The organism is Burkholderia sp. HI4860 (assembly GCF_002223045.2).
Lineage (GTDB): Bacteria > Pseudomonadota > Gammaproteobacteria > Burkholderiales > Burkholderiaceae > Burkholderia.
This window is the reverse complement of record NZ_NKFO02000003.1, coordinates 360,020-386,955: the sequence shown is the minus strand read 5'-3', so window position 1 is coordinate 386,955 and position 26,936 is coordinate 360,020. Positions and strand designations below refer to the sequence as shown.

At 68.5% G+C, this 26,936-nt stretch carries 24 protein-coding genes; 19 read left to right on the top strand and 5 right to left on the bottom strand.

The genetic code is table 11. The annotated features are described in order from the left end of the window. Genes CFB34_RS16955 through CFB34_RS16935 form a run of 5 tightly spaced genes read left to right on the top strand, consistent with a single transcriptional unit; the run spans position 1 to position 5,526 of the window. Entirely contained in the window at positions 1 to 1,893 is a 1,893-nt protein-coding gene (locus CFB34_RS16955) for an amidohydrolase (RefSeq protein ID WP_089439817.1), read from the top strand. Position 1,894: 1 nt separating this feature from the next. Then, positions 1,895 to 2,341, top strand: a complete 447-nt coding sequence (locus CFB34_RS16950; protein ID WP_089439818.1) for a DoxX family protein — start codon at positions 1,895 to 1,897, stop codon at positions 2,339 to 2,341. A gap of 40 nt (positions 2,342 to 2,381) precedes the next feature. Then, positions 2,382 to 3,296: a glyoxalase gene (locus CFB34_RS16945; protein WP_089439819.1), complete on the top strand. Its 915-nt coding sequence runs from the start codon at positions 2,382 to 2,384 to the stop codon at positions 3,294 to 3,296. Further along, positions 3,293 to 3,991: a YoaK family protein gene (locus CFB34_RS16940; protein WP_089439820.1), complete on the top strand. Its 699-nt coding sequence runs from the start codon at positions 3,293 to 3,295 to the stop codon at positions 3,989 to 3,991. The genes CFB34_RS16945 and CFB34_RS16940 overlap by 4 nt, the downstream gene beginning before the upstream one ends. After that, the gene (locus tag CFB34_RS16935; RefSeq protein WP_089439821.1) at positions 3,988 to 5,526 is read left to right on the top strand and encodes an alginate export family protein; all 1,539 of its coding nucleotides are present in this window, start codon (positions 3,988 to 3,990) and stop codon (positions 5,524 to 5,526) included. The genes CFB34_RS16940 and CFB34_RS16935 overlap by 4 nt, the downstream gene beginning before the upstream one ends. A 113-nt stretch (positions 5,527 to 5,639) precedes the next feature. Here the strand turns inward: CFB34_RS16935 and CFB34_RS16930 are convergent, their stop codons facing one another. Then, positions 5,640 to 7,226, bottom strand: a complete 1,587-nt coding sequence (locus CFB34_RS16930; RefSeq protein WP_089456043.1) for an acid phosphatase — start codon at positions 7,224 to 7,226, stop codon at positions 5,640 to 5,642. A gap of 221 nt (positions 7,227 to 7,447) precedes the next feature. Here CFB34_RS16930 and CFB34_RS16925 point away from each other — a divergent pair, with 221 nt between their 5' ends. The 3 genes from CFB34_RS16925 (at position 7,448) to CFB34_RS16915 (ending at position 9,790) form a co-directional block, all read left to right on the top strand. Next, the gene (locus CFB34_RS16925) at positions 7,448 to 8,797 is read left to right on the top strand and encodes a cytochrome c peroxidase (protein WP_089439823.1); all 1,350 of its coding nucleotides are present in this window, start codon (positions 7,448 to 7,450) and stop codon (positions 8,795 to 8,797) included. 124 nt (positions 8,798 to 8,921) lie between these two features. Continuing rightward, positions 8,922 to 9,308, top strand: a complete 387-nt coding sequence (locus CFB34_RS16920; RefSeq protein WP_089439824.1) for a hypothetical protein — start codon at positions 8,922 to 8,924, stop codon at positions 9,306 to 9,308. A gap of 11 nt (positions 9,309 to 9,319) precedes the next feature. Further along, positions 9,320 to 9,790, top strand: coding sequence for an NUDIX hydrolase (locus tag CFB34_RS16915; RefSeq protein WP_089439825.1), 471 nt, complete (start codon positions 9,320 to 9,322; stop codon positions 9,788 to 9,790). Positions 9,791 to 9,875: 85 nt separating this feature from the next. Here the strand turns inward: CFB34_RS16915 and CFB34_RS16910 are convergent, their stop codons facing one another. Next, a complete protein-coding gene (locus CFB34_RS16910) occupies positions 9,876 to 11,198 on the bottom strand; it encodes an IS4 family transposase (protein ID WP_089439146.1) in 1,323 nt (440 codons plus the stop codon). A gap of 162 nt (positions 11,199 to 11,360) precedes the next feature. Continuing rightward, complete coding sequence (locus tag CFB34_RS16905) at positions 11,361 to 13,070, bottom strand: glutamine--tRNA ligase/YqeY domain fusion protein (RefSeq protein WP_089439826.1); 1,710 nt, start codon at positions 13,068 to 13,070, stop codon at positions 11,361 to 11,363. Between the two features lie 248 nt (positions 13,071 to 13,318). Here CFB34_RS16905 and CFB34_RS16900 point away from each other — a divergent pair, with 248 nt between their 5' ends. Together CFB34_RS16900 and CFB34_RS16895 are read left to right on the top strand one after the other, a co-directional pair. Further along, complete coding sequence (locus tag CFB34_RS16900) at positions 13,319 to 13,528, top strand: ornithine acetyltransferase (protein WP_011351716.1); 210 nt, start codon at positions 13,319 to 13,321, stop codon at positions 13,526 to 13,528. Positions 13,529 to 13,710: 182 nt separating this feature from the next. Further along, positions 13,711 to 14,265 carry an alpha/beta hydrolase gene (locus CFB34_RS16895; RefSeq protein ID WP_089439827.1) on the top strand — a complete coding sequence of 185 codons (555 nt, stop codon included), beginning with the start codon at positions 13,711 to 13,713 and terminating at the stop codon, positions 14,263 to 14,265. Between the two features lie 94 nt (positions 14,266 to 14,359). Here CFB34_RS16895 and CFB34_RS16890 read toward each other — a convergent pair whose 3' ends face one another. Continuing rightward, positions 14,360 to 15,580, bottom strand: coding sequence for a CaiB/BaiF CoA-transferase family protein (locus CFB34_RS16890; RefSeq protein WP_089439828.1), 1,221 nt, complete (start codon positions 15,578 to 15,580; stop codon positions 14,360 to 14,362). 501 nt (positions 15,581 to 16,081) lie between these two features. Between CFB34_RS16890 and alaS the strand changes: the two genes are divergently transcribed. Next, positions 16,082 to 18,706 (top strand): alanine--tRNA ligase, encoded by a 2,625-nt coding sequence (alaS, locus tag CFB34_RS16885; RefSeq protein WP_089439829.1) that lies wholly within the window; start codon positions 16,082 to 16,084, stop codon positions 18,704 to 18,706. Positions 18,707 to 18,834: 128 nt separating this feature from the next. Here the strand turns inward: alaS and CFB34_RS16880 are convergent, their stop codons facing one another. Then, positions 18,835 to 19,749: a LysR family transcriptional regulator gene (locus tag CFB34_RS16880; RefSeq protein ID WP_089439830.1), complete on the bottom strand. Its 915-nt coding sequence runs from the start codon at positions 19,747 to 19,749 to the stop codon at positions 18,835 to 18,837. Positions 19,750 to 19,872: 123 nt separating this feature from the next. Here CFB34_RS16880 and CFB34_RS16875 point away from each other — a divergent pair, with 123 nt between their 5' ends. The 8 genes from CFB34_RS16875 to CFB34_RS16840 all read left to right on the top strand — a co-directional run bounded on the left by CFB34_RS16875 (position 19,873) and on the right by CFB34_RS16840 (position 26,886). After that, complete coding sequence (locus tag CFB34_RS16875) at positions 19,873 to 21,114, top strand: YbfB/YjiJ family MFS transporter (RefSeq protein ID WP_089439831.1); 1,242 nt, start codon at positions 19,873 to 19,875, stop codon at positions 21,112 to 21,114. A gap of 121 nt (positions 21,115 to 21,235) precedes the next feature. Further along, the gene (locus CFB34_RS16870) at positions 21,236 to 21,772 is read left to right on the top strand and encodes an NUDIX domain-containing protein (protein ID WP_089439832.1); all 537 of its coding nucleotides are present in this window, start codon (positions 21,236 to 21,238) and stop codon (positions 21,770 to 21,772) included. Positions 21,773 to 21,911: 139 nt separating this feature from the next. Beyond that, on the top strand, positions 21,912 to 22,349 hold the full coding sequence (locus CFB34_RS16865; RefSeq protein WP_089425894.1) for a thioesterase family protein: 438 nt from the start codon (positions 21,912 to 21,914) through the stop codon (positions 22,347 to 22,349). Between the two features lie 7 nt (positions 22,350 to 22,356). Next, on the top strand, positions 22,357 to 23,292 hold the full coding sequence (locus CFB34_RS16860; protein WP_089439833.1) for a branched-chain amino acid ABC transporter permease: 936 nt from the start codon (positions 22,357 to 22,359) through the stop codon (positions 23,290 to 23,292). Next, entirely contained in the window at positions 23,285 to 24,514 is a 1,230-nt protein-coding gene (locus CFB34_RS16855) for a branched-chain amino acid ABC transporter permease (protein WP_089439834.1), read from the top strand. The genes CFB34_RS16860 and CFB34_RS16855 overlap by 8 nt, the downstream gene beginning before the upstream one ends. Further along, on the top strand, positions 24,511 to 25,263 hold the full coding sequence (locus tag CFB34_RS16850; RefSeq protein ID WP_089439835.1) for an ABC transporter ATP-binding protein: 753 nt from the start codon (positions 24,511 to 24,513) through the stop codon (positions 25,261 to 25,263). The genes CFB34_RS16855 and CFB34_RS16850 overlap by 4 nt, the downstream gene beginning before the upstream one ends. After that, complete coding sequence (locus CFB34_RS16845) at positions 25,260 to 25,964, top strand: ABC transporter ATP-binding protein (RefSeq protein WP_089439836.1); 705 nt, start codon at positions 25,260 to 25,262, stop codon at positions 25,962 to 25,964. The genes CFB34_RS16850 and CFB34_RS16845 overlap by 4 nt, the downstream gene beginning before the upstream one ends. Positions 25,965 to 26,139: 175 nt before the next feature. Continuing rightward, on the top strand, positions 26,140 to 26,886 hold the full coding sequence (locus CFB34_RS16840) for a glucose 1-dehydrogenase (RefSeq protein WP_089439837.1): 747 nt from the start codon (positions 26,140 to 26,142) through the stop codon (positions 26,884 to 26,886). Positions 26,887 to 26,936: the final 50 nt, after the last annotated feature.

Below are 26,936 nucleotides of genomic sequence, written 5' to 3'. Positions count from 1 at the left end.
ATGAGCGCAACCGCTACTCAACCCGATCTCATCCTGCACAACGGGCGCATCACGACGCTCGATCGTGCGAACCCCGTCGCCACCGCTGTGGCGATCAAGGACGGCCGCTTCGTCGCGGTCGGCGCCGACGCGGACGTGATGCCGCTCGCGGGTCGCACGACGAAGGTCGTCGATCTCGAGTGCCGCGGCGTGCTGCCCGGCCTGATCGACAACCACACGCACGTGATTCGCGGCGGCCTGAACTACAACCTCGAGCTGCGCTGGGATGGCGTGCGTTCTCTCGCGGTCGCGATGGAAATGCTCAAGCACCAGGTTGCGATCACGCCGGCGCCGCAATGGGTGCGCGTGGTCGGCGGCTTCACCGAACACCAGTTCGTCGAGAAGCGCCTGCCGACGATCGACGAACTCAATGCGGTCGCGCCCGATACGCCGGTGTTCATCCTGCACCTGTACGACCGCGCGCTGCTGAACGCGGCCGCGCTGCGCGTGGTGGGCTACACGAAGGACACGCCCGAGCCGCCGGGCGGCACGATCCTGCGCGACGCCGCGGGCAACCCGACCGGTCTGCTGCTCGCGAACCCGAACGCGACGATCCTCTACGCGACGCTCGCGAAAGGCCCGAAGCTGCCGTTCGAATACCAGTACAACTCGACGCGCCACTTCATGCGCGAACTCAATCGCCTGGGCGTGACGGGCGTGATCGACGCAGGCGGCGGATCGCAGAATTATCCCGACGACTACGAGGTGATCCGCAAGCTGCACGACGCGGGCGAGATGACGGTGCGCATCGCGTACAACCTGTTCACGCAGAAGCCGAATGCGGAGAAGGAAGACTTCGTGAACTGGACGAAGAGCGTCAAGTACCACGACGGCACCGACTACTTCCGCCACAACGGCGCGGGCGAGATGCTGGTGTTTTCGGCGGCCGATTTCGAGGATTTCCGCGTCGCGCGCCCCGACTTGCCGGCGCAGATGGAGGACGATCTCGAAGGCGTCGTGCGCGTGCTCGCGCAGAACCGCTGGCCGTGGCGCATGCATGCGACCTACGATGAAACGATCAGCCGTGCGCTCGACGTGTTCGAGAAGGTCAACGAGGACATTCCGCTCGACGGGCTGAACTGGTTCTTCGATCACGCGGAAACGATCTCGGAACGCTCGATGGACCGCATCGCCGCGCTCGGCGGCGGCATCGCGGTGCAGCACCGGATGGCGTACCAGGGCGAATACTTCGTCGAGCGCTACGGCGCGCAGGCGGCCGAGGCGACGCCGCCCGTCGCGAAGATGCTCGAGAAGGGGCTCAAGGTGTCGGCCGGTACCGACGCGACGCGGGTGGCGTCGTACAACCCGTGGGTGTCGCTGGCGTGGCTGGTGACGGGCAAGACGGTCGGCGGGATGCGGATGTATCCGCAGCGCAACCTGCTCGATCGCGAGACCGCGCTGCGCATGTGGACCGAGTATGTGACGTGGTTCTCGAACGAGGAAGGCAAGAAAGGGCGCATCGCGGTGGGCCAGCTCGCCGACCTGATGGTCCCGGATCGCGATTTCTTCACGTGCGCGGAGGACGATATCGTCGATACGACTGCATTGCTGACGGTAGTCGGCGGCCGGATCGTGTGGGGGGCGGGGCCGTTCGCGTCGCACGATGCGCCGATTCCGCCCGCGATGCCCGACTGGTCGCCGGTGCGCGAGTACGGCGGCTACGGCGGCTGGGGCGCGACGCAGCGCAACGGCGCGCCGCTGCAGCGCGCCGCGGCGGCCGCCGCGCAGTGCGGTTGCGCAAGCGCGTGCGGCCTGCACGGCCATGCACACGCGAACGCGTGGAGCCGCGCGTTGCCGACGTCGGACGCGAAGGGCTTCTGGGGCGCGTTCGGCTGTTCGTGCTGGGCGGTCTGACATGGCAACGCCTGTGGGTTCGATCAATCCGGCGTGGGTCCGCGCGCTGCTCGCGCAGCCGTGGATCCTGCCGCTCGCGCGGCTGGCGCTGGTGTCCGCGTACCTGATCGGCGGTGTCGCGAAGGCGCTGGACTTCCATGGCGCGGTCGCCGAGCAGGCGCATTTCGGGCTGCAGCCGGCGGCGCTGTGGGCGGCGCTCGCGATCGCAGTCGAGATCGCCGGCTCGCTGTGCATCGTGCTGGGCCGCTTCACGTGGCTCGGCGCGGGCAGCCTCGGTATGCTGACGCTGGTCGCGATGGCGGTGGCCAACGATTTCTGGAATCGTACGGGCGCCGAGCATTTCATGGCGCTCAACAGCTTTTTCGAGCATCTCGGGCTGATCGCCGCACTCGTGCTCGCGACGCTGCTCGCCGATGCGAAGCGCGTGGACGGCGACGGCCGCGCGTGACCGGTTGCACCATTCGATGACACAACAAGGAAACCTGATCATGATGACCATTCGATCCGCGCTGTGCGCACTGACGATCGCGGCCGGCTGCGTCGCGGCGCCGGCGTCGTTCGCGAAACCGCCGGTGCCGCCGGCGGCCACGCCGACGGTGGCCGTCGGTCCGCAATACGACACGACGCACGTGTGCGTGGCACCGGAAGACTTCGACCGCTTCACCGACAGCTTCGTCGCGACGTTCGGCGGCAAGAAGTCGAAGCAGGGCGTGTTCCAGGTCACGCCCACGCCGAGCCAGACGATGTCGCAGCTCGTGCTCACGCCGGTCGGCACAGTGTCGGTGTTCGGCTTCAAGACGCCGATCCCGTATCCGTTCTGCGCGGAGCGCACCGGCTATCTCGTCACCGACATGGACGTCGCGATGAAGACGGCGCGCGCGCACGGTGCAGACGTGATCGTCGACACGTTCCCCGATCCGATCGGCCGCGACGCGATCATCCGCTGGGCCGGCGGCCTGAACATGCAACTCTATTGGCATACGGAAGCGCCGCACTACGACGCGCTGGAGACGGTGCCGGAGAATCGCGTGTACGTGTCGCCGGAAAGCGTGCGCAAGCTGGTGCACGATTTCGTGAAGTTCTCGAACGGCAAGGTGGTGTCCGACACGCTCACGGCGCCGGGCATCGAGATCGGCCGGCCGAACGACACGTATCGCCGCATCCGCATCGAATCGGGCTTCGGCAAGATGACCGTGCTCGTGACCGACGGCCACCTGCCATACCCGTTCGGACGCGAGATGACCGGCTACGAAGTGCATGATCTCGCCGCGACGCTGGAGAAGGCCAAGGCGGCCGGCGTGACCGTGCTCGTGCCGCCGTTCACGTCGGACGGCCGTGACGCGGCGCTCGTGCAGTTCCCGGGCGGCTACGTCGCCGAGATCCACGCGAGCGCGGCGCGATGAAGCACGAGGATACGATCCTTGCCGCGGTGGCCGGCTTCGTCGACACGCTGAGCTTCGTCGCGCTGTTCGGGCTGTTCACCGCGCACGTGACCGGCAACTTCGTGCTGATCGGCGCGGGCATCGCGGGCTTTGGCCAGGGCATCGTGCTGAAGCTCAGCGTGTTTCCCGCGTTCGTGTGCGGTGTGATCGCGAGCAGCCTGATCGCGCGGGCGATGTCCGGGCGGCCCGCGTGGCAGGGCGCGCGCACGCTGCATGCGGTGCAGGCCGTGCTGCTGCTCGGCTTCTGCGCGGCTGGCGTATGGGCGACGCCCGTCACGCAGCCCGACAGCCTGCCGGCGCTCGTGGCCGGCATCGTCGGCACGTTCGCGATGGGCGTGCAGAACGCGCATCCGCGCGTGATTGCGCGTGCCGGCGGCGTGCCGAACACGGTGATGACCGGCAACGTGACACAGGCGATCCTCGACGCGGTCGACCTGCTGTCGGCCGGCACCGCCGATGCCGCGCGCGCGGCGGCGCGGGCGCGCTTCGGCAAGATGCTGCCGGCGATCGTGGCGTTCGCGCTCGGCGCCGCAGGCGGCGCGCTCGGGTTCCGCTTCGTCGGGTTCCTCGCGCTGCTCGCGCCGGTCGGCGCGCTCGCGACGCTGGCCCTGTGCGCGGCACAAACGGCGGGTACGACCACACAGGAGCGCGCATGATCGAGCGGAGAGGGGGGAGACATCACGGCCGGCACGCCGCACGGGCCGCGCACGCGTCGATCGTCGCGGGGCTGTTGTTCGCGGGCGCCGACGCGGCATGCGCGCAAACGGTGGCGGCCTCGACGGCGGCTTCCACGCCGGTGCAGGAGCCGGCGCCGGCCGCGTCATCGACATCACCACCGACATCGGCAACGCCAACCGCCACTGCCGCATCGACCTGCACGGCCAAGCGCCCCGTGGTGCTGTTCAACCGCTGGCAGGAAGACTGGTCGGTGCTCGCGAATCCGTGCGTGCCGCGCGCACCGCTCGACGGCCTGAAATACCTTCCGCTCGGCAATGATCCGGCCTCCTATCTGTCGCTCGGCGTGAACCTGCGCGAGCGTCTCGAGACCAATGACGCGCCGCTGTTCGGGATCGGCTCCGCGCAATCGGATACGTACCTGATCCAGCGCATCGAAGTGCATGCCGACGCGCATCTCGGCCAGCACTGGCAGTTCTTCGTGCAGTTGCAGGACGCCCGCGCGTTCGGCAAGAACACGGTGTCGCCGGTCGACAAGAACCCGCTCGATCTCGAGCAGGCGTTCGCGACCTACACGGGCGCGCTCGGCGGCGGCACGTTCAAGTTCCGCGTGGGCCGGCAGGAGATGGCGTTCGACTTGCAGCGTTTCATCGCCACGCGCGACGGCCCGAACGTGCGGCAGGCGTTCGACGCGGTCTGGGCCGTGTACGAGTACCAGAAGTGGCGCTTCATCGGCTATGCGACGCAGCCGGTGCAGAACCGCAACGCGTCCGATTTCGACGACGTGTCGAATCGCGATCTCACGTTCAGCGGCGTGCGCTTCGAGCGGCAGTCGGTCGGGCCGGGCGACCTGTCCGGCTACTGGTCGCGCTACAACCGCAACAACGCGCGGTTCCTCGACGCGAGCGGTCCCGAGCATCGCGACGTGTGGGACGTACGCTACACGGGCACGCTGGGGCGCTTCGACTGGGATCTCGAAACGATGCTGCAGACCGGCACGGTCGGTAACGCGACGATCGGGGCGTGGGCGGTCGGTTCGATCGCCGGCTACAAGCTCGATGCGCCGTGGTCGCCGCGCATCGCGCTGCAGGTCGACGCGGCGTCGGGCGACCGGCATCCGCACGACGGCCGTGTCGGGACCTTCAATCCGCTGTTTCCGAACGGCTATTACTTCACGCTGGCCGGCTATACGAGTTACGCGAACCTGATTCACGTGAAGCCGTCCGTGACGCTGAAGCCGTCGGCGAACCTGTCGCTGCTCGGTGCGCTCGGCTTCCAGTGGCGCGAGACGACCGGCGACGCCGTCTATCAGCAGCCGAACATCCCGGTGCCGGGCACGGCGGGCAAGGGCGGGTTGTGGACCGGGATGTACGTGCAGCTGCGGGCGGACTGGACCATCGCCGCGAACCTGATCGGCGCGGTCGAGGCCGTGCACTTCCAGGTCGGAGATGCGATCCGCCAGGCGGGCGGGCACAACGCCGACTATGTCGGCGTCGAGCTGAAGTACGGCTGGTGACGGCGGCGCGCAGCCACCCGCACGCGACATGAAAAAGGGCAGCCCCGTGGGGCTGCCCTTCGTTCGTCCGGGGCGGCGGCGTGGCCGGCCCGTTCGCGGTGGTGACGATGCCGTTACAGGTTCGGCGACAGTTGCAGCGCGTTCGTCAGGTCGCCCATCGGCTGCGCGCCGTTGGCCTTCAGCGCGTCGTCGCGCTGTTGCAGGCCCGCGAGGCGCGGCAGCGAGAAGCGGCGCGTGATGAAGCGCAGGATCGACCCGGTGTCGTACTGCGTGTGGTCGACGAAGCCCTTCTTCGCGTACGGCGACACGATCAGCGCCGGAATGCGGGTGCCGGGGCCCCAGCGGTCGGCGGTCGGCGGCGCGGCATGATCCCAGAAGCCGCCGTTTTCGTCGTACGTGACGATCACGACCATGTTCTTCCACTGCGGGCTGGCCTGCAGGTGCGCGATCACGTCGGCGATGTGTTGGTCGCCCGAGGTGACGTCCGTGTAGCCCGGGTGCTCGTTCAGGTTGCCCTGCGGCTTGTAGAACGTGACCTGCGGCAGCGTGCCCGCATCGATCGCCTTGATGAACTCGGCGCCGTTCGCGCCGCCGTCGAGCAGGTGCTGCGCGCGGCTCGCGGTGCCCGGCGCCTGGTTCGCGAAGTAGTTGAACGGCTGGTGGTGCGGCTGGAAGTTCGGCGTCGACAGATCGGCACCGTAGATCACGTTCGACGTGCCGTTCTGGCTCGCCTGCAGCGCCTGGCCCCACGCGCCGCTGTACCATGCCCACGACACGCCCGCATTGGTCATCAGGTCGCCGATGTTGGTCGCCGTCTGCGGCGGCATCGTCGAAGGATTGGCCGGGTCGGCGAGCAGCGGATCGCCGCCCGTGGCCGCCTTGTTGCCGCTCGGCTGGTACGCCGGCTGCATCGTGTTGATGCCGTAGAAGTCAGGCGTCAGCGCGCCGTCGTTGACGAACTTCGGCGGCCCGCTCAGCGCCGAGGCCGGCGAGTTCGCGGCGACCTTCAGCGACTTGCCGTCGGCGTTCAGGACTGCGATCTTGCCGGCCGCCGGGCTCTTGTCCGCGTTTGCATAGAACGGCGCGCACGCGCAGATCAGGTACTGGTGGTTCAGGAACGAGCCGCCGAACGCACCCATGAAGAAGTTGTCGGCCAGCACGTACTGCTGCGCGACCTTCCACAGCGGCAGCTTCGACGGGTCGGCGGTGTAGTGGCCCATCGTCAGGCCGCCCGCATCGGTCCACGCGGCATACATGTCGTTCTTGCCGCCGTTGATCTGCATCTGGTCCTGGTAGAAGCGGTGCACGATGTCGCGCGTCGCGATGCTCATCGACTGGTTGAAGCCTTTCGGATCGTCGATCGCGAACGGCGTGTTCGGCAGGTTCGCCGTCATCGCCTCGGTCACCGCCGGCGTGATGCCGGTCGCGGTCAGGCCGCCCCAGATCTTCGGCAGCGTCGCCATCGTCGAGCCGTCGCGATCCTTTTGCACCGAGTTCGCGGCCGTGGCGTTCTGCAGGCCGTTCGCGCCGGGGAAGTTGCCATACAGGTTGTCGAAGCTGCGGTTTTCCGCGTAGATCACGACCACGTTCTTGACGGCCGACAGGCCTTGCTGCGTGACATCGTCGCCGCCGCAGGCGGTCAGGCTGAGCGCGGCCGCGAGGGCGATCGGCGTATAGCGAATCCAGGCGTGCTTCTTCATGCGATGTTCTCTCTTTCGTCGTTTGTCGCGTGTGGGAACCGGGTTGATGTACGGCCGGTGCGGGCATTGCGAGGCACCGACCGGTTGCGCGCATTATCTGGAACCGATTTGACAGGCGGGTGTAGGGCTGCTTTCAATTGACTGTCGGTGGAACGTCATGCAACGGTCATGGAACTGACATAAGCTCCGGCCGATTGCCCACCGCTACAAGAAGAACGACGATGCCCAGCCTTCTGAAACCCCGCGCGTTCGCGCGATCGTTGACCCCTGCCGCGGCCGCGCTGGCGCTGGCCGCCGGGCTCGCGGCGCTCGCCGGTTGCGATGCGCGGCCCGGCGCGACTACGCCGGCCGCGTCCGTCGTGCCGGCGGCGCAAGCGGCCCCGGCCGCGCCCGCGGTGGCGCCGGCCAGCCAGCCGCAGACGCGCGCGCAGGTATTCGAGGGCGTCAAGCAGATGACGGCGCTCGGCAAGCAGTTGTTCTTCGATCCGTCGCTGTCGGGCTCCGGCAAGCTCGCCTGCGCGTCGTGCCATAGCGCCGAGCATGCGTTCGGGCCGCCGAACGCGCTGTCGGTGCAGCTCGGCGGCGACGACATGCACCGCACGGGCTTTCGCGCCGTGCCGTCGTTGAAGTACCTGCGCGGCATTCCACCGTTCAGCGAGCACTTCCACGATTCGCCGGACGAAGGTGACGAAAGCATCGACGCGGGTCCGACTGGCGGGCTTACCTGGGACGGTCGTGTCGATACCCGCGACGCGCAGGCGCGCATTCCGCTCACGTCGCCATTCGAGATGAGCAGCTCGCCGGCGAGGGTCGCGAAGGCGGTTCGCGCCGCACCGTATGCGGACGCGTTCCGCAAGGCGTTCGGCGACCAGGTGCTCGGCGACGACCAGGCGACCTTCGACGCGGTGCTGCGCGCGCTCGACGCGTTCCAGCAGCAGCCGGCGCTGTTCGATCCGTACACGAGCAAGTACGACGCGTACCTTGCCGGCCATGCGCAACTCACGCCAGCGGAGTTGCGCGGGCTGCAGCTGTTCAACGACGAGAAGAAGGGCAACTGCGCGAGCTGCCACATCAGCCAGCGCACGCTCGAAGGCGGCCCGCCGCAGTTCAGCGATTTCGGGCTGATCGCGATCGCGGTGCCGCGCAACCGCGCGCTGCCCGTCAATCACGACCCACGTTTCCACGATCTCGGCGCGTGCGGCCCCGAGCGGACCGACCTGAAGGGCCGCGACGAATTCTGCGGGCTGTTCCGCACGCCGTCGCTGCGCAACGTCGCGCTGCGCAAGACGTTCTTCCACAACGGCGTGTATCACTCGCTGGAGGACGTGATGCGCTTCTACGTCGAACGCGACATCCATCCGGAGAAGTTCTATCCGGTCGTGAACGGCAAGGTGCAGATCTATGACGACCTGCCCAAGCGCTACTGGCCGAACATCAACCGCGAGGCGCCGTTCGATCGCAAGCGCGGCGACCAGCCGGCGCTGAACGCGGCCGAGATCAAGGATGTGATCGCGTTCCTGGGGACGCTGACTGACGGATATCAGCAAACGGCCGCGCCGGCCAAGCCGTAGAGGCATTCATTACAGCACGCATGCTATGCTCGCTCGCTGACGGGCGTGGTGCGTACCGGATGGCCGGCCCCCGGTTCGCCGGCCTGCACCACGCCGTTCGATCGAACATCCAAGGAGAAAAAACATGTCGATGCGTGCATCCCTTTCCGTCGTCACGCGCGTGCTGGCCGGCGCCGCGTGCGCAGCCGCGATGCTGCCCGCCCATGCGCAGAACAACCTGAACTTCCTGAACGACACGCCGATCAGCTATTTCAGCAAGACCGACCGCGCGTCGCTGTCGAAGGCGGTCGTGCAGGTGCGCGACGAAGGCAAGGACGGCGAAACCACGACGTGGCAGAGCAGCGGCCGCGGCACGCAGATCGATGCGAAGCTCACGCCGACCACGACCGAGACGGACGGCAAGACCTGCCGTGAAGTCGCCACCGAGATCACCGCGAAGGGCCAGACGATGACGCTCAAGCCCGTCTACTGCAAGACGGCCGCGGGCAAGTGGCAACTGCAGAAGCGCTGAGCACGCGCGTGATGAAGCGGGGCGGCGCGCCGCGCACGGTGTCGTGCGGCGTCGTGATCCTCGATGCGGCCGGCCGCGTGTTCCTCGCGCACGCGACGGATACCACGCACTGGGACATCCCGAAGGGGCAGGGCGAGCCGGGCGAGACGCCGGCCGAAGCGGCGCTGCGCGAACTGCTCGAGGAAACGGGCATCGTGTTCGGCGCCGATCGGCTGCTCGATCTTGGCCGCTTCGCGTACCGGCACGACAAGGATCTGCACCTGTTCGCGGTGCGCGTGGCCGACGACGAAGTCGATCTCGCGCACTGTACGTGCACGTCGCTGTTTCCGAGCCGTCGCGACGGCTCGATGATTCCCGAGATGGATGCGTATCGCTGGACCCCACCCGGCGACATCGACGCGTATGCGAGCCGCAGCCTCGCGCGGTTGTTTCGCACGAAGCTGTCGCTGGTGGAGTTGCATCGGCGGTTGAGGGGCGAGTGAACGGGCGCGGCGGCTTCTGCGGCTGCATGCCCCGGCTTCGCTTCGAAGCACGCAACAAAAAACCGGCCCTGGGGCCTAATGCCGTTCAGTTAAGGTCTTTCCGAAGATATCGAACGGCATAACGAGCCGGAAGGGATTTGACGGCCCGATCGCATTTACGATCGGGCCGTTTTACGTTGATGAGCAGTTTGAGGTGCTCACGTAGTCGTTTCAGAACGGCGGGGAGCTTTGCCAATGCTGGCGTACGCGCGGCCCACATCATCTCGTGCTGGATAAGGTGGAAGGAGCGCACGAAACTGAGTTCGGTTGGCTCGCACTTGGCCTCGAAGGCAGCGCAGGCCATTTCGCGACGGATCAGGTTGTAGGCGATCAAAGCGCCCCAGATTTCCTGATAAAGGCCTTCGACAGTCCGGCTGCGTAGCGTCAGTGCGCTGCCAAGCATGGATTGCTTGAGCTCGCGATAGCTGGTTTCAACCTGCCAGCGACGTTCGTAGCAGGCATTCAAATCCGCCACCTTGAATCGACGTCGATCGGTCAGCGAAGTCAGCAGCACCCGCTCACGGCCCGCCGCATCAAGCACGCGAATCGCGCGAGCCATCCACCATTCAGGCAACTCCGGGCACTTCTGCCGCGCCTGCGGTGAAACACGCATTCGCACCAAGGCATCCTCGGATTTGCCAGACACGACTTCCCAGCGCGTATTGGATTTGGCGGGAATCAGGAAGTGGCGATTACGTTCGCCTGCGCTCAGGCCGCACAGGATCTCGGCGGATAGAAAGCCCTTGTCGAAGACCGTCAGCGAATGATCCGGAATCTGTTCCAGCAATTGCTTGGCATACAGCATCTCATTCGTGTCGTAGCGACCAAACGCAATGTTTGCAACGAGGTGAGTCGGAAGCGAGCTCAGGGTCACGGCTCGCACCTGCGGATAGCTCGCCACCTTGCCGCTGGCATAGCCCTGAGCGCCGAAGTGTTCGCGATTGGCCGGACTGTCTGGCGTGCGTAACGTGGTGCCATCCATGGCCCACAAGCTCAACCCCTTGAAGGCGTGGCGTGCCGCGTCTTGCTGGCACCAGGCTTGCGCGGTTCGCTCGAACAACCACGCCATGGGCGCATCACCCAATCGCTGCCGAGCCTGAGCGATGGCGCTCTTGCTGACGAACGTCGCTTCGTTGGGCAACACCAGATCCAGGCTATCGACCACCTCACTGATGGACCAGTGGCGGTAGATCGCCAGCGCGATGACCAACCACACGACTTGTTCGGCCGGTAAGCGCCGGCGACGAATGCTGGCCGTGCCCGTGGCATCAATGGCTTGCTCGATCCACTCCTGCGGCAGATGCTCGCCCAGCCGACTTAGGTCGGCGGGCGCTGCATCCAACAGGAAGGTCAGGTGGTCGCTTAGCATCGCGACCAAAGTTAACAGCTTGCCGCCCCGTTTACAACTCCAAACCCCGAAAACAAAAATGCCGTTCAGGTCTTAACTGAACGGCATTAGGCCCTGGGGCCGGTTTTTTATGGTCACGCGGCGGCGGCTTGGGAAGCCGCGAGCCGCGTGCGAAGCATGCCGTTACGCCGGCTTGCCCCAGCTGTCGCGCAGCCCGACGATCCGGTTGAACACAGGCTTGCCCGGCTTCGAATCGACCCGGTCGGCGACGAAGTAGCCGTGACGCTCGAACTGCAGGCGCGTCTCCGGTGCGATGTCGTCATTGCCCGGTTCGATGTAGGCCTGCACGATCTTCTTCGAGTCGGGGTTCAGCGCCTCGAGGAAGTTCGCGCCGCCCGCGTCCGGGTGCGGCTCCTTGAACAGGCGGTCGTAGATGCGCACTTCGGCCGGCTGCGCATGCTTCGCGCTGACCCAGTGGATGTTGCCCTTGACCTTGTACGTGTTCGCGCCTTCGGTGCCCGACTTGCTGTCCGGGAAGTAGTTGCAGTGCACGGCCGTCACGTTGCCGTCGGCGTCCTTGTCGAAGCCCGTGCATTCGATCACGTAGCCGTAGCGCAGGCGCACCTTGTTGCCCGGGAACAGGCGGAAATACCCCTTCGGCGGGTTCTCGACGAAGTCCTCGCGCTCGATCCACAGCTCGCGCGAGATCGGGAACGTGCGCACGCCGCGATCCGGGTGGTGCGGGTGCACGGGCGCCGTGCACGCTTCCTCGAGGTCTTCCGGATAGTTGTCGATCACGAGCTTCAGCGGGTCGAGCACGGCGACGGTACGGGCTGCCTTGTCGTCGAGGTCGTCGCGCAGCGCGCCTTCGAAGATGCTCATGTCGATCCACGAGTCGATCTTCGTCACGCCGATCCGCTCGCAGAACAGGTGGATGCTCTCCGGCGTGAAGCCGCGGCGGCGCACGCCGACGATCGTCGGCATCCGCGGGTCGTCCCAGCCGTCGACGTGGCCCTCGGTCACGAGCTGCAGCAGCTTGCGCTTGCTGGTGATCGCGTACGTGAGGTTCAGCCGCGAGAATTCGATCTGTTGCGGCAGCGGGCGCGTGAATTTGCCGGCTTCCGCGAGTTCGTTCAGCACCCAGTCGTACAGCGGGCGGTGATCCTCGAATTCGAGCGTGCACAGCGAATGCGTGATGCCTTCGAGCGCATCCGAGATGCAGTGCGTGTAGTCGTACATCGGATACACGCACCATGCGTCGCCGGTGCGGTAGTGGTGCGCGTAGCGGATCCGGTAGATCACCGGGTCGCGCATGTTCATGTTCGGCGAAGCCATGTCGATCTTCGCGCGCAGCACGTGCTCGCCTTCCTTGAACTCGCCGGCCTTCATGCGGCGGAACAGGTCGAGGTTTTCTGCCGGCGTGCGATCGCGGAACGGCGACGGCTTGCCGCCTTCCGTCAGCGAGCCGCGGTTCGCGCGCATTTCATCGGCGCTCTGGCTGTCGACATAGGCCTTGCCGCGCTGGATCAGCAGCTCGGCGAACTCGTACAGCTTGTCGTAGTAGTCGCTCGCGAAGTACTGGTGATCGACCGCGTCCTTGCGCCAGTCGAAGCCGAGCCAGCGCACCGCGTCGACGATCGAATCGACGTACTCGACGCTTTCCTTTTCCGGGTTCGTATCGTCGAAGCGCAGATGGCACACGCCACCGTAGTCGCGCGCGACGCTGAAGTTCAGGCAGATGCTCTTGGCATGGCCGATGTGCAGATAGCCGTTCGGCTCGGGCGGAAAGCGCGTCTCGACACGTCCGCCCCATTTGCCGGTGCGGTTGTCGTCGTCGATGATGTTGCGGATGAAATTGGAAGCCGCGGGGGCGTCGTTGCGTTCGGTGCTCATGCGGATGGCGTCAGGTTGTGTCGGCGCGCGCGTCGCGCCGGTTTAATCCCGTGATTCTACCTGACCGGGGTCCGTCCCGCGCGGCTTGCGGCATGATGGGGGCGGGTTTCGACCGATTATCTCGATATTGTGTCGGCTGTAACACGACGTAAATCGGATTGCCCGGGCCGTTTGGCGTTGCCTATGATGGCTTCACCGAATCAATGCCGCCGTCCGGGATGCCGCGCGGCGGGAGGAAACTAAAAACCATGATGAAAAAGACCACGTTTATCGTTCGTACCGCCGTGATCGTCGCGGCCCTGTCGCAACTCGGCGCGTGCGCCATGACGCACACGCAGCGCAATGCCGGTATCGGCGCAGCCGCGGGCGGCGCGCTCGGCTACCTGGTCACGGGCGGCCCGCTCGGCACGGTCGCCGGCGCCGCGGCAGGCGGTATCGTCGGCGCGAACGTGCGCTGACCGACCGACATGACGCGAGCCGCCTGCACAACGGCGGCTTGACGTCCGGTCGCGACGCTGCGCTCAGCGCGTCCCGACCCCGCGCACATCCTTCCAATATCAGACAGGCAGCATCAGGGAGGAACGGGTGTGCGACACTGCGCCGACGCACCATAACGATTTCACTCGTCGACGCACTTTCCATGAGCCGTTTACCCGTTCTCGTCCTGCCGGGCTACGCCAATTCGGGCCCGCTTCACTGGCAGAGTCGCTGGGAGCGTGCCGACGCACGCTTCTCGCGCGTCGCGATGCCGGACTGGGACCGCGCGTTCCGCAACGGCTGGTGTCTCGCGCTCGATCGCGCGGTTGAGGCCGCACGCGGGCCGGTGCTGATTGCCGGCCACAGCCTCGGTACGCTCACCACCGCGTGGTGGGCGACGCGCTATGCGCGCCCGGCCGCGCTCGCCAAAGTGCGCGGCGCGCTGCTCGTCGCGGTGCCCGATCCCGACGGTCCCGCGTTTCCGGCTGATGCGCACGGCTTCGGGCCCGTGCCGCTCGAACGGCTGCCGTTTCCGACCTGCGTCGTCGCCAGCAGCGACGATCCGTATGGCTCGCTCGCGTTCGCCCGCACCTGCGCGAACGCATGGGGCAGCGCCTTCCACGACATCGGCCCACGCGGCCACATCAATGCGGACAGCGGGCTGGGCGACTGGCCCGAGGCGCGCGGCTGGCTCGACGCGCTCGCCCGTCGCGATTGACCTCCCGATTGACCGGTCGATGGACCGCGCGGGGCGGGGCGGCGGTGGAGGCCGCTGCCACGCCGGCCGTCCGCACCCGCACTACTCACCGCGTTCAGATCGCCTGTTTCGCCCGCAGCGCGGCGATCTTCGTGTCGTCGTAGCCGAGCATGTCGCGCAGCACGTCGTCGGTCTGCGCGCCGAGCAGCGGCGGGGCCGTGCGTGCTTCCGGCGGCGTCGCGCTCATCCGGATCGGGTTGCGCACGAGCTTCGCGTCCGCGCCGCACGGGTGCGGCAGCGACACCTGCATTCCGCGCGCGACGACCTGCTCGTTGTCGAACACCTCGTCGAGATCGTTGATCGGGCCGCACGGCACGCCGGCCGCTTCGAGCGCGCCGATCCAGTCGGCCTTGTCGCGCGCCTTCACCATCTCCGCGAGGATCGGCACCAGCGTGTCGCGGTGGCGCACGCGCGACGGGTTCGTCGCGAACCGCTCGTCGTCCGCCAGCTCGGGCCGGCCGCCGGCCTCGACGAACTTGCGGAACTGCCCGTCGTTGCCGACCGCGACGATGATCCACCCGTCGCGCGTCTGGAACGTCTGGTACGGCACGATGTTCGGATGCGCGTTGCCCCAGCGCACCGGCGGCTTGCCGCTCGCGAGGAAGTTGGTGTTCATGTTCGCGAGCAGCGCGACCTGCACGTCGAGCAGCGCCATGTCGATGTACTGGCCTTCGCCGGTCCGGTCGCGGTGCGCGAGCGCGGCGAGCACCGCGATCGTCGAGTAGAGGCCGGTCGCGAGGTCGGCGATCGCGACGCCGGCCTTCTGCGGGCCGCCGCCCGGCTCGCCGTCGCGCTCGCCGGTGATGCTCATGAAGCCGCCGATCCCCTGGATGATGAAGTCGTAGCCCGCGCGGTGCGCGTACGGGCCGGTCTGGCCGAACCCGGTGACCGAGCAGTAGACGAGGTCGGGCTTCACCGCGCGCAGCGAATCGTAGTCGAGCCCGTATTTCTTCAGCTGGCCGACCTTGTAGTTCTCGAGCACGACGTCGCTCTGCGCGGCGAGCTCGCGCACGATCTGCTGGCCCTCGGGCGTCGCGATGTCGACCGTCACCGAGCGCTTGTTGCGGTTCGCCGCGAGGTAGTACGCGGCCTCGGCGGTATCCGCGCCGTCCGCGTCCTTCAGGTACGGCGGCCCCCAGTGGCGCGTGTCGTCGCCGGCGCCGGGGCGCTCGACCTTGATCACGTCCGCGCCGAAATCGGCAAGCGTCTGCGCGCACCACGGGCCCGCGAGCACGCGGGTGAGGTCCAGCACGCGGATATGGCTCAGGGCACCCATCGTCGAATCGTCTCCTTTCATGGCTCGCCTGGTCGGGCAAGGCCGGTTGGCATGCCGAGCATCTTAAGGCGAATCGGCTGCGCGAGTGGCCTGGAGCCTGTTTCCGCTAATAACGGGCTTGCGCTGGCCCCCAGAAGGGCCGAGCGCAAGGAGTATGACGCAGCGATCGGCCCTTCTGGGGGCCAGCCCCACGAGAGCATTTTTCCAAACAGGGGAACGTGCCTTTCCGCCCGCATTGCGGCGTCGTTCGTCGTTGCAATAGCTACGGCTATTGCGCCTCCTCTCTCCTTGCACTGCGGGCGGAAAGGCACGTTCGCAAGCCCGTTATTAGCGGAAACAGGCTCCTCCGGCCCGGCGGGAGGGCCGAGCCGCTTTCCGCCGCTTTGCCCGGAAGCCGGCCCCGATCCCGTATAATCGATCGTTTCCGAATCCATGCCGCCGCGCGCCCCGACAAGGGTGCCGGCGTTTGAAGCCGTCTTTGCCAGACTGTCCCCGCACGCCATGAAAGCTGCCGAAATCCGCGAGAAATTCCTCAAATTCTTCGAATCGAAGGGCCACACGATCGTCCGCTCGTCGAGCCTCGTGCCCGGTAACGACCCCACGCTGATGTTCACGAACTCGGGCATGGTCCAGTTCAAGGACGTGTTCCTCGGCACGGACCCGCGTCCGTACTCGCGCGCCACGACGGCGCAGCGCAGCGTGCGCGCGGGCGGCAAGCACAACGACCTCGAGAACGTCGGCTACACGGCGCGCCACCACACGTTCTTCGAGATGCTCGGCAACTTCTCGTTCGGCGACTACTTCAAGCACGACGCGATCAAGTTCGCGTGGGAACTGCTGACCACCGTCTACCAGCTGCCGAAAGAGAAGCTGTGGGTCACGGTCTACCAGGAAGACGACGAGGCGTACGACATCTGGGCGAAGGAAGTCGGCGTGCCGACCGAGCGCATCATCCGCATCGGCGACAACAAGGGCGCGCGCTACGCGTCGGACAACTTCTGGACGATGGGCGACACCGGCCCGTGCGGCCCGTGTACCGAAATCTTCTACGACCACGGCCCGGACGTGTGGGGCGGCCCGCCGGGGTCGCCTGAGGAAGACGGCGACCGCTACATCGAGATCTGGAACCTCGTGTTCATGCAGTTCAACCGCGACGCGCAGGGCAACATGACGCGCCTGCCGAAGCAGTCGGTCGATACCGGCATGGGCCTCGAGCGTCTCGCCGCGGTGCTGCAGCACGTGCACAGCAACTACGAAATCGACCTGTTCCAGAACCTGATCAAGGCCGCCGCGCGCGTGACCGACATCAGCGACCTCACGAACAACTCGCTGAAGGTGATCGCCGATCACATCCGCGCATGCTCGTTCCTGATCGTCGACGGCGTGATTCCCGGCAACGAAGGCCGCGGCTACGTGCTGCGCCGGATCGTGCGCCGCGCGATCCGCCACGGCTACAAGCTCGGCCGCAAGGGCGCGTTCTTCCACAAGCTGGTGGCCGACCTCGTCGCCGAGATGGGTGTCGCGTATCCGGAGCTGAAGGAAGCCGAACAGCGCGTGACCGACGTGCTGCGCCAGGAAGAAGAGCGCTTCTTCGAGACGATCGAGCACGGCATGTCGATCCTCGAAGCCGCGCTGGCCGATGTCGAAGCGAAGGGCGGCAAGGTGCTCGACGGCGAGCTCGCGTTCAAGCTGCACGACACCTACGGCTTCCCGCTGGATCTGACGGCCGACGTGTGCCGCGAGCGCGGGATGACGGTCGACGAGCCGGCATTCGACGACGCGATGGCGCGCCAGCGCGAGCAGGCGCGTGCGGCCGGCAAGTTCAAGGCCGCGCAGGGCCTCGAATACACGGGCGCGAAGACCACCTTCCACGGCTATGAAGAAATCGCGTTCGACGACGCGAAGGTCGTCGCGCTGTACGTCGACGGTTCGTCGGTCAACGAAGTGAAGGCGGGCCAGGACGCGGTCGTCGTGCTCGACCACACGCCGTTCTACGCGGAATCGGGCGGCCAGGTCGGCGACCAGGGCGTGCTCGCGAACGCCGCGACGCGCTTCGCGGTGGCCGACACGCTGAAGGTGCAGGCCGACGTGATCGGCCACCACGGCACGCTGGAGCAGGGCACGCTGAAGGTCGGCGACGTGCTGCGCGCGGAAATCGACGCGCATCGCCGCGCCCGCACGCAGCGCAACCACTCGGCCACCCACCTGATGCACAAGGCGCTGCGCGAGGTGCTCGGCGCGCACGTGCAGCAGAAGGGTTCGCTGGTCGACGCGGAAAAGACCCGCTTCGACTTCGCGCACAACGCACCGATGACCGACGACGAAATCCGTCGCGTCGAGCAGATCGTCAACAACGAAATCCTGGCCAACGCGCCGGGCATCGTGCGTGTGATGCCGTACGACGAAGCGGTGAAGGGCGGCGCGATGGCGCTGTTCGGCGAGAAGTACGGCGATGAAGTGCGCGTGCTCGACCTCGGCTTCTCGCGCGAACTGTGCGGCGGCACGCACGTGCACCGCACCGGCGACATCGGCTTGTTCAAGATCGTCGTCGAAGGCGGCGTCGCGGCCGGCATCCGCCGCGTCGAGGCGATCACCGGCGACAACGCGGTGCGCTACGTGCAGGAACTCGACGCGCGCGTGAACGAAGCCGCGGCCGCGCTGAAGGCGCAGCCGTCGGAGCTCACGCAGCGGATCGCGCAGGTGCAGGACCAGGTGAAGTCGCTCGAGAAGGAGCTGGGCGCGCTGAAGTCGAAGCTGGCGTCGAGCCAGGGCGACGAGCTCGCGCAGCAGGCGGTCGAAATCGGCGGCGTGTTCGTGCTGGCCGCGACGCTCGACGGCGCCGACGCGAAGACGCTGCGCGAAACGGTCGACAAGCTGAAGGACAAGCTGAAGAGCGCGGCGATCGTGCTGGCAGCCGTCGAAGGCGGCAAGATCAGCCTGATCGCGGGCGTCACGCCCGACGCGAGCAAGAAGGTCAAGGCCGGCGAGCTCGTGAACTTCGTCGCGCAGCAGGTCGGCGGCAAGGGGGGCGGCCGTCCGGACATGGCGCAGGCAGGCGGCACCGAGCCGGCGAACCTGCCGGGCGCGCTGGCTGGCGTGAAGGGCTGGGTCGAAGAGCGGCTCTGATCGTCGCGACCGATGTGATGCCGTCTCGTTACGGCATCATTTGAAATAAGAAAGACCCGATCGGCATGCGCCGGTCGGGTCTTTTTGTTGCTCCGCCGGAACGATGCGTGCCGGCCGCGCCCGACGATTCAGGCCGGCACGGTGACCGGCGGCTTCGCTGCACCATCCGCCTGCCGTGCGGCCTCGGTGAGCGCATCGCGCAACGCGGCCAACGCGGCCGACGCATAACCCTGGCGCCACGCGAGCAGCGTATCGATGCCTTCCAGTTCGGGGATCACGTGCGCGGTGATGTTGCCGGTTTCGGGCTGCAGGTCGAGCACCGAACGCGGCGCGACCGCGATGCCGGCACCGGCCGCGACGCACGCGACGATCGCGTGATACGACCCGAGTTCGAGCACGCGCGCCGGCTTGACGCCATGCGCCGCGTACCACTGCTCGACGTACTTGCGATACGTGCAGCCGCGCTCGAACGCGATCAGCGTCGGCAGGATCACGTCGCGCGGCGTGCGCACCGGCGGGTGGCCGCGCGGCGTGAGCAGCACCAGGTCCTCGCGGAAGACCGGCACCGTCTCGAACGTGTCGGGGAGCGTCTCCGGCGCGGGCGGGCGGGCGAACAGCGCGGCGTCGATCTCGAAGTCGCGCACGCGGTCGATCAGCCAGCCCGTCGTGCCCGTCAGCAGCTCGAGCGACACGTCGGGCCACGCGTGGTGATAGCGCGCGAGCACGGTCGGCAATCGGCTCGCGGCCGTGCTTTCCATCGTGCCGAGCCGCAGCCGCCCGCGCGGCGTGTCCTCGCGCACCGCGTCGCGCGCCTCGTCGGCGAGCGCGAGCAGGCGCTCCGCATACGGCAGCAGCGTATGGCCGGCCGGCGTCAGCACGAGCCGGCGGCCGTCGCGCACGAACAGCGCCGCGCCGAGTTCCTCCTCGAGCTGCTTGATGCGCGTCGTGACGTTCGACTGCACGCGATTGAGCTTGGCCGCCGCACGCGTCACGCCGTTCTCGCGCACCACGGCCCGGAAAATCGCCAGCGCCGCCAGGTCCATGATTCTCTCCGAGCGATGATTGGATTCTCAATTATTCATTTTTCGAGAACGTTTGGTCAAGCTAGGATGGAAGCATTCCGATTTCCGATCCGGCCGACGCGTTGAACGCCGGCCCTTGCCGCCATGTCCCGCTCCGATACCCCGACCGCCGCCGGCGCGCCTTTCGTCGATGATGCCGACCGCCGCGCCCGCACGGCCGCGCTGGCCTGCATGGTCGGCCTCGCGGTCGTGCTCGGCGTCGGCCGTTTTGCGTTCACGCCCTTGTTGCCGCTGATGCTCGCGGACGGCTCGATCGGCCTGAAGGCCGGCGGCTGGCTCGCGTCGGCGAACTACGCGGGCTACTTCGTCGGCGCGGTCAGTTGCGCGGCGCTGCGGGTGGCGCCCGCGCGCATGGTGCGCGTCGGGCTCGTGGCCACCGTGCTGCTCACCGCGGCGATGGGTGTCGGCCACCTGCTGCCGGTGTGGCTCGCGGTGCGCTTCGTCGCGGGCGTCGTCAGCGCATGGACGTTCGTGTTCGTGTCGCAATGGGGGCTGCGGCGGCTGGCCGAACTGCATGCGCCCGAGTGGAGCGGGGTGATCTACGCGGGGCCCGGCGTCGGCATCGTGGTGACGGGGCTGATCGGCAGCGCGCTGGCCGGCCAGCGCGCGGCGTCGGGCTGGCTCGGGTTCGCCGCGCTGTCCGCGGTGCTGTCGGTCGTGATCTGGCGCACGTTCGCGGCCGCCCCGGAGCAAGCCGTGCCGCCGGGCGGTGCCGCGCCGCATGCGGCCGCCGCCACCGCGCCGAACCCCGCGCACAAGGGCCGCCATCGCGCGGACGCCGCATGGCTCGTCGTGCTGTACGGCATGCCGGGCTTCGGCTACATCATCACCGCGACGTTCCTGCCCGTGATCGCGCGCGCCGCGCTGCCGGCCGGCTCGCCATGGCCCGACCTGTTCTGGCCGATGTTCGGCGCGGCGCTGATCGTCGGCGCGATCACCGCCGCGCGGCTGCCCGCGCACTGGGACAACCGGCTGCTGCTCGCGGCGGGCTGCGCGACACAGGCGCTCGGCATTGTCGCCGGCATCGTGTGGCCGAACGCGGCCGGTTTCTCGGTCGGCAGCGCGCTGCTCGGCCTGCCGTTCACCGCGATCACGCTGTTCGCGATGCGCGAGGCGCGGCGCTTGCACGGCGAGCGGGCAGCCGGGCTGATGGGCTATGCGACCGCGTCGTACGGGGTCGGGCAGATTCTCGGCCCGCTCGTCGCGGCGCCGCTGGCCGCGCGCTTCGGGTCGTTTTCCCCCGCGCTGTGGGTTGCGGTCGCCGCGCTGCTGCTGGGCGCCGCCGGCTTCGCGGCAACCGCCGCACGCGGGCGCCGGCAACCCTGATGTCGGCGGGGCCGGATCGTCTGCGGCCCGGGCAAACTCGCTAGAATGAAGCCTTTCCCGCGCCGAGCGGGTGCGCGGGCAGCCGGCAGGCGGCCGTCCGGCGCCTGCCAGATTCTCATCGATGACCACCGCCGATTACCGCTTTTGCCCGCGCTGCGCGAGCCCGCTCACCGAGCGCGCCGATCCCGATCATGAAGGCGGCCGCATTCGCCAGGCGTGCCCCGACGACACCTGCGGTTATGTGCACTGGAACAACCCGCTGCCCGTCGTCGCCGCGATCGTCGAGCTCGACGGCAAGATCCTGCTCGCGCGCAACGCGGCCTGGCCCGAAGGGATGTTCGCGCTGATCACCGGCTTCCTCGAGAACGGCGAGACGCCCGAGGACGGCATCGCGCGCGAGGTCTTCGAGGAAACGGCGCTGAAGGCCGAGCACGTGTCGCTCGTCGGCGTCTACGAATTCATCCGCAAGAACGAGTTGATCATCGCGTACCACGTGCGTGCGTCGGGCACGGTCGCGCTGTCGCCGGAACTGCTCGAATACAAGCTCGTCGATCCGCTGCTGCTGCGCCCGTGGCGCGCCGGCACGGGCGTCGCGCTCGCCGACTGGATGCGGGCGCGCGGCCTCGATTTCGAGTTCGTCGACCGGCCGGGGCAGTGACGGGCCGGCCCGCCAGCCGCGTTGTCTCCGCCGTGCCGCGCGCGATCGCGGCGCGGCGTTCCGCTTCATGCCGGTGCGTCGTGTCCCGCGGGCGCCGCGCGTCGTCCCCCTCGCTTCCCTCGTCCTGACCGCCATCGCCATGTCCGACAAGCCGCAACCGCGTCCGCGCGACGCCTATCGCCACTTCCTGCCGATCACGACCCGCTGGATGGACAACGACGTCTACGGGCACGTGAACAACGTCGTCTACTACAGCTACTTCGACACGGTCGTGAACGAATACCTGATCCGCGCCGGCGTGCTCGACGTCGAGCACGGGCAGACGATCGGCCTCGTGGTCGAGACGCAATGCAACTACTTCGCGCCGCTCGTGTTCCCGCAGTCGGTCGACGCAGGGTTGCGGGTCGTGAAGCTCGGCACGTCGAGCGTGCGCTACGAGGTCGGGCTGTTCGCGCAGGGCGACGCCACGCCCGCCGCGCAGGGGCATTTCGTGCACGTGTACGTCGATCGCGGCACGCGCCGGCCGGTGCCGCTTCCCGACGCGCTGCGCGCCGCGCTCGAGCCGCTCGCGGCCTGATTGCGCGGTGCACGCGTTCGCGCTCCAGGCCTTCAACGGCCTCAGCTACGGCTTGCTGCTGTTCATGCTGTCGGCCGGCCTCACGCTGATCTTCAGCGTGCAGGGCGTGCTCAATTTCGCGCATGCGAGCTTCTACATGCTCGGCGCGTACGTCGGCTACGGCATCGCGGCCGGCGCGGGCTTCTGGCCCGCGCTGGTGCTCGCGCCGCTCGCGGTCGGGCTGCTCGGCGCCGGCTGCGAACGCGTGCTGCTGCGCCGCGTGCAGGCGCGCGGCCATACGAGCGAACTGCTGCTGACCTTCGGCCTCGCGTACCTGATCGGCGAGGGCGCGAAACTCGTATGGGGCCTCGCGCCGTTGCCGGCGCCCGTGCCGGCGCTGTTCGACGGCGCGCCCGTCACCGTATTCGGCCTCGCGCTGCCGCGCTACCGGCTGTTCATGATGGGGATGTCCACCGCGATGCTGGTCGCGCTCGGCGCGCTGCTGCGCGCGTCGCGCATCGGGCTCGTCGTGCGCGCGGCGCTCACGCACCGTGCGGCCGTCGAGGCGCTCGGCTATGACGTGCCGCGCGTGATGACGGCGCTGTTCGGTGCGGGCACCGCGCTCGCGGCGCTGGCCGGCGTGATCGGCGCGCCGCTCGCGGTGATCGAACCCGCGCTGGCCGAAACGGTCGGGTCGGTCGTGTTCGCGGTCGTCGTGATCGGCGGGCTCGGCTCGCTCGGCGGCGCGTTCGCGGCGTCGCTCGCGGTCGGCTTCGCGCAGACCTTCGCGGCCGCGAGCGACACGTCGCTGCGCGACCTCACGGAATGGGCCGGCATCGCGCTGCCCGACAGCGTGGCCGCGGTGTCGATCGCGCAGCTGGCGCCGCTGGTGCCGTACCTCCTGCTCGTCGCGGTGCTGGTCGCGCGGCCGCGCGGGCTGTTCGGCGAGCGTGCCGATGCGTAACCGCATGCTCGCCGGCGTCATGCGCTGGTCTCTGTTCGCCGCCTGCGTCGTGCTGCCCGCGTGGCTGTGGCCGCATGGCGCGGTGCTCGGCTATCTCGCGCAGACGGCCGCGCTCGTCGTGCTTGCACTGTCGTACAACCTGCAGCTCGGCACGACCGGGCTGCTGTCGTTCGGGCACGCGGCGTTCGCGGGCCTCGGCGCGTTCGCGGCCGCGCACTGGTTCAACCACTTTGGCGGCCCGCTGCCGCTGTTGCCGCTCGTCGGCGGCGTGGCCGGCGCCGCTTTCGGCTTCGCGGCCGGGCTGCTCGCGACGCGCCGCTCGGGCACCGCGTTCGCGATGATCACGCTCGGGCTCGGCGAGTGCGTCGCGGCCGCCGCGTGGAGCGTGCCGGCCTGGTTCGGCGGAATCGGCGGCGTGCCGATCGACCGGGCGAGCGGCACGCCGTGGGGCGGCTGGCATTTCGGCGCACCCGTCCAGGCGTATGCGGTGATCGCCGCGTGGTGCCTCGCGTCGGCGTGGGCGATGCACGCGCTGACACGCACCCCGCTCGCGCGGCTCGCGAATGCGGTGCGCGACAACCCGGTGCGCGTCGCCGCGCTCGGCTCCGATCCCCGCCGCGTGCGGCTCGCGATGGTCACCTGCGCGTCGTTCTTCGCCGGCGTCGCCGGCACGCTGACGCTGATCGACGTCGAGATCGCGACGCCCGACAGCGTATCGATGGCGCGGTCGGCGACCGTGCTGATCGCCGCGGTGATCGGCGGCACCGGCGCGTTCTTCGGGCCGGCGGCCGGTGCCTCCGTGCTCACGGTGCTGAGCATCGTCGTCGCGGGCGTGTCGCGCGCGTGGGCGCTGTATCTCGGCGTGCTGTTCGTCGTGGTCGTCGTGGCCGCGCCGCGCGGGATCGCCGGGATCGTGCCAGCGCTCGCGCAGGCGTTGCGGCGCGGCGCGCCGGCGGCCGAGCGGTGGCGCATGCTGTGTGCGGTCGGTGCGTGTGTGTTCTGGGGCGTCGCGCTCGTCTGCGCGGCCGAGCTCGGCTACGCGTGGCGTTTCGCGCAGGACGACGGCGCGGGCTTCGCATTCGGCGCCTGGCGTATCGACGCCGATACGCCGGCCGGCTGGGCCGTCGCGTGCTCCGCGTTCGGCATCGGCACGCTGCTGTGGGGCTGGCGCGCGCGGCTCGCGCCGGGCGGGCAGGCCGGCCAGCGGGGGGACGGGCGATGAACGGCAACGCGATCGCGCTGCACGGCGTGGTGCAGCGCTTCGGCGCGCAGACGGTGCTCGACGGCGTCGAACTGAGCATCGCGGCCGGCGAGCGTCATGCGCTGATCGGGCCGAACGGCGCGGGCAAGTCGACGCTGTTCGGCTTGATCGCCGGCGCGGTGCGGCCCACGCGCGGGCGCGTCGTGCTGCATGGCGTCGAGCTGCGCGGGCGCGGGCCGGTCGTCGCGAGCCGGCTCGGCATCGGCCGCAGTTTCCAGCAGACGAGCGCGTTCGCGCGGCTGACCGTGTTCGACAACCTGCGCTGCGCGGCGCTGCATGCGCCGGCCGAGCGGCGGCGCTGGTGGAACCGGCTGCGCGAAGCGGCGTCGGTCGATCTCGCGGCCGCTCGCGTGCTGCACGATATCGGCCTCGATGCGCATCGCGACACGCTGGCCGGCGAACTGAGCTATGCGGAACAGCGCGCGCTCGATCTCGGGATCGCACTCGCGAGCGGCGCACGCACGCTGCTGCTCGACGAGCCGACGGCCGGCATGAGCCGCGCGCAGGCGGCCCGGATGATCGCGCTGATTCGCGCCACCACGCAGGGGCGCACGGTCCTGCTGATCGAGCACGACATGGATGCGGTGTTCGGCTTCGCCGAACGCATCACGGTGCTCGTGCGCGGCACGGTGGTCGCGACCGGCGCGCCCGATGCGATCCGCGCCGATCCGGCCGTGCGGGCCGCCTATCTGGGCGAGGGCGCCCCATGAGCGCGCTGCTCGACATTCGCGACCTGCGCGCGTGGTACGGGCTGCAACCCGTGCTCGACGGCGTCGATCTCGCGCTCGCGCCGGGTGAGACGCTCGCGCTGCTCGGCCGCAACGGCTCGGGGCGCTCGACGCTCGCGAAGGCCGTGATGGGGCTCGTGCGCACGGCCGGCTCGGTGCGCATCGGCGGCGCCGAATGTGTGGGGGCGCGCACGTTCGAGATCGCGCGGCGCGGCGTGGCTTACGTCGCCGAAAGCCGCGACGTGTTTCCGCTGCTGACGGTACGCGACAACCTGCGGCTCGGGCTGCGCGGCGTCAGCGGCGTGGCCGAACGCGCGGCGCTCGAACGGCTGTTCGACCGCTTTCCGTTGCTGGCTGCGCGCGCGGATGTGAAAGCGGGGCGGCTGTCGGGCGGCGAGCAGCAGGTGCTCGCGCTGGTGCGGGCGCTGGCCGCCCGCCCGCGCGTGCTGATCGTCGACGAACCGGCCGAAGGGCTCGCGCCGCTCGCGGTCGACGAAGTCGGCGCCTGCCTCGCCGCGTTGCAGGCCGACGGTGTCGCGATCGTGCTGATCGAGCAGCGGCTGCAGTTCGCGCCGCAGCTCGCGCGGCGCGTCGCGGTCATGGGGCGCGGACGGATCGTGTACGACGGTGCACTCGACGGGTTGGGCGGCGACGTCGCGAATGCATGGCTGAGCGCCGGCTGATAGCGCACGAACGATTGTTCGGAAAACGCTGCCAGTCAATTCGTGACGAGCCGCTTTATCGCCGCGGTACCGCACAGTAAATTGCCAGTCATACCGGTTGCATATCGACGCAACGACGCAGCAACGCCGCAACCGGCACCCTCCATCGAAAGTCTTCTGACTGAGGAATGAAATCATGAGCAAGCTGGCAAACAAGGTCGCGATCGTCACGGGCGGCTCGAAGGGCATCGGCGCGGCGATCGCGAAGGCACTGGCCGCGGAAGGCGCGTCGGTGGTCGTCAACTACGCGAGCAGCAAGGCGGGCGCCGAGGCGGTCGTGAGCGCGATCGTCGAAGCCGGCGGCCGCGCGGTCGCGGTCGGTGGCGACGTGTCGAAGGCGGCGGATGCGCAGCGCATCGTCGATACCGCGATCGACACGTACGGGCGTCTGGACGTGCTCGTCAACAATTCCGGCGTGTATGAATTCGCGCCGATCGAAGCGATCACCGAAGAGCACTACCGCCGTCAGTTCGACACGAACGTGTTCGGCGTGCTGCTGACCACGCAGGCCGCGGTCAAGCATCTCGGCGAAGGCGCGAGCATCATCAACATCAGCTCGGTGGTGACCAGCATCACGCCGCCCGCGAGCGCCGTGTATAGCGGCACCAAGGGCGCGGTCGACGCGATCACCGGCGTGCTCGCACTCGAACTCGCGCCGCGCAAGATCCGCGTGAACGCGATCAACCCGGGGATGGTCGTGACCGAAGGCACGCACAGCGCGGGCATCATCGGTTCCGATCTCGAAGCGCAGGTGCTCGGCCAGACGCCGCTCGGCCGCCTCGGCGAGCCGGACGACATCGCGTCGGTCGCCGTGTTCCTCGCGTCGGACGATGCACGCTGGATGACCGGCGAGCATCTCGTCGTGAGCGGCGGGTTGAACTGATCGTGCAGGGCGGTGCAGCGGCGCGCGTGCGCCGGTCGTGCCGCCCGTTT

Bases quoted from the DNA above. Each gene is read 5' to 3' on its own strand.
- CFB34_RS16905 (WP_089439826.1), bottom strand. From the start codon at position 13,070: ATGAGCACCGAACGCAACGACGCCCCCGCGGCTTCCAATTTCATCCGC.
- CFB34_RS16925 (WP_089439823.1), top strand. From the start codon at position 7,448: ATGCCCAGCCTTCTGAAACCCCGCGCGTTCGCGCGATCGTTGACCCCT.
- CFB34_RS16915 (WP_089439825.1), top strand. From the start codon at position 9,320: ATGAAGCGGGGCGGCGCGCCGCGCACGGTGTCGTGCGGCGTCGTGATC.
- CFB34_RS16840 (WP_089439837.1), top strand. From the start codon at position 26,140: ATGAGCAAGCTGGCAAACAAGGTCGCGATCGTCACGGGCGGCTCGAAG.
- CFB34_RS16865 (WP_089425894.1), top strand. From the start codon at position 21,912: ATGTCCGACAAGCCGCAACCGCGTCCGCGCGACGCCTATCGCCACTTC.
- CFB34_RS16895 (WP_089439827.1), top strand. From the start codon at position 13,711: ATGAGCCGTTTACCCGTTCTCGTCCTGCCGGGCTACGCCAATTCGGGC.
- CFB34_RS16945 (WP_089439819.1), top strand. From the start codon at position 2,382: ATGATGACCATTCGATCCGCGCTGTGCGCACTGACGATCGCGGCCGGC.
- CFB34_RS16955 (WP_089439817.1), top strand. From the start codon at position 1: ATGAGCGCAACCGCTACTCAACCCGATCTCATCCTGCACAACGGGCGC.
- CFB34_RS16910 (WP_089439146.1), bottom strand. From the start codon at position 11,198: ATGCTAAGCGACCACCTGACCTTCCTGTTGGATGCAGCGCCCGCCGAC.
- CFB34_RS16950 (WP_089439818.1), top strand. From the start codon at position 1,895: ATGGCAACGCCTGTGGGTTCGATCAATCCGGCGTGGGTCCGCGCGCTG.
- alaS (WP_089439829.1), top strand. From the start codon at position 16,082: ATGAAAGCTGCCGAAATCCGCGAGAAATTCCTCAAATTCTTCGAATCG.
- CFB34_RS16930 (WP_089456043.1), bottom strand. From the start codon at position 7,226: ATGAAGAAGCACGCCTGGATTCGCTATACGCCGATCGCCCTCGCGGCC.
- CFB34_RS16940 (WP_089439820.1), top strand. From the start codon at position 3,293: ATGAAGCACGAGGATACGATCCTTGCCGCGGTGGCCGGCTTCGTCGAC.
- CFB34_RS16935 (WP_089439821.1), top strand. From the start codon at position 3,988: ATGATCGAGCGGAGAGGGGGGAGACATCACGGCCGGCACGCCGCACGG.
- CFB34_RS16855 (WP_089439834.1), top strand. From the start codon at position 23,285: ATGCGTAACCGCATGCTCGCCGGCGTCATGCGCTGGTCTCTGTTCGCC.
- CFB34_RS16880 (WP_089439830.1), bottom strand. From the start codon at position 19,749: ATGGACCTGGCGGCGCTGGCGATTTTCCGGGCCGTGGTGCGCGAGAAC.
- CFB34_RS16875 (WP_089439831.1), top strand. From the start codon at position 19,873: ATGTCCCGCTCCGATACCCCGACCGCCGCCGGCGCGCCTTTCGTCGAT.
- CFB34_RS16900 (WP_011351716.1), top strand. From the start codon at position 13,319: ATGATGAAAAAGACCACGTTTATCGTTCGTACCGCCGTGATCGTCGCG.
- CFB34_RS16890 (WP_089439828.1), bottom strand. From the start codon at position 15,580: ATGGGTGCCCTGAGCCATATCCGCGTGCTGGACCTCACCCGCGTGCTC.
- CFB34_RS16850 (WP_089439835.1), top strand. From the start codon at position 24,511: ATGAACGGCAACGCGATCGCGCTGCACGGCGTGGTGCAGCGCTTCGGC.
- CFB34_RS16870 (WP_089439832.1), top strand. From the start codon at position 21,236: ATGACCACCGCCGATTACCGCTTTTGCCCGCGCTGCGCGAGCCCGCTC.
- CFB34_RS16920 (WP_089439824.1), top strand. From the start codon at position 8,922: ATGTCGATGCGTGCATCCCTTTCCGTCGTCACGCGCGTGCTGGCCGGC.
- CFB34_RS16845 (WP_089439836.1), top strand. From the start codon at position 25,260: ATGAGCGCGCTGCTCGACATTCGCGACCTGCGCGCGTGGTACGGGCTG.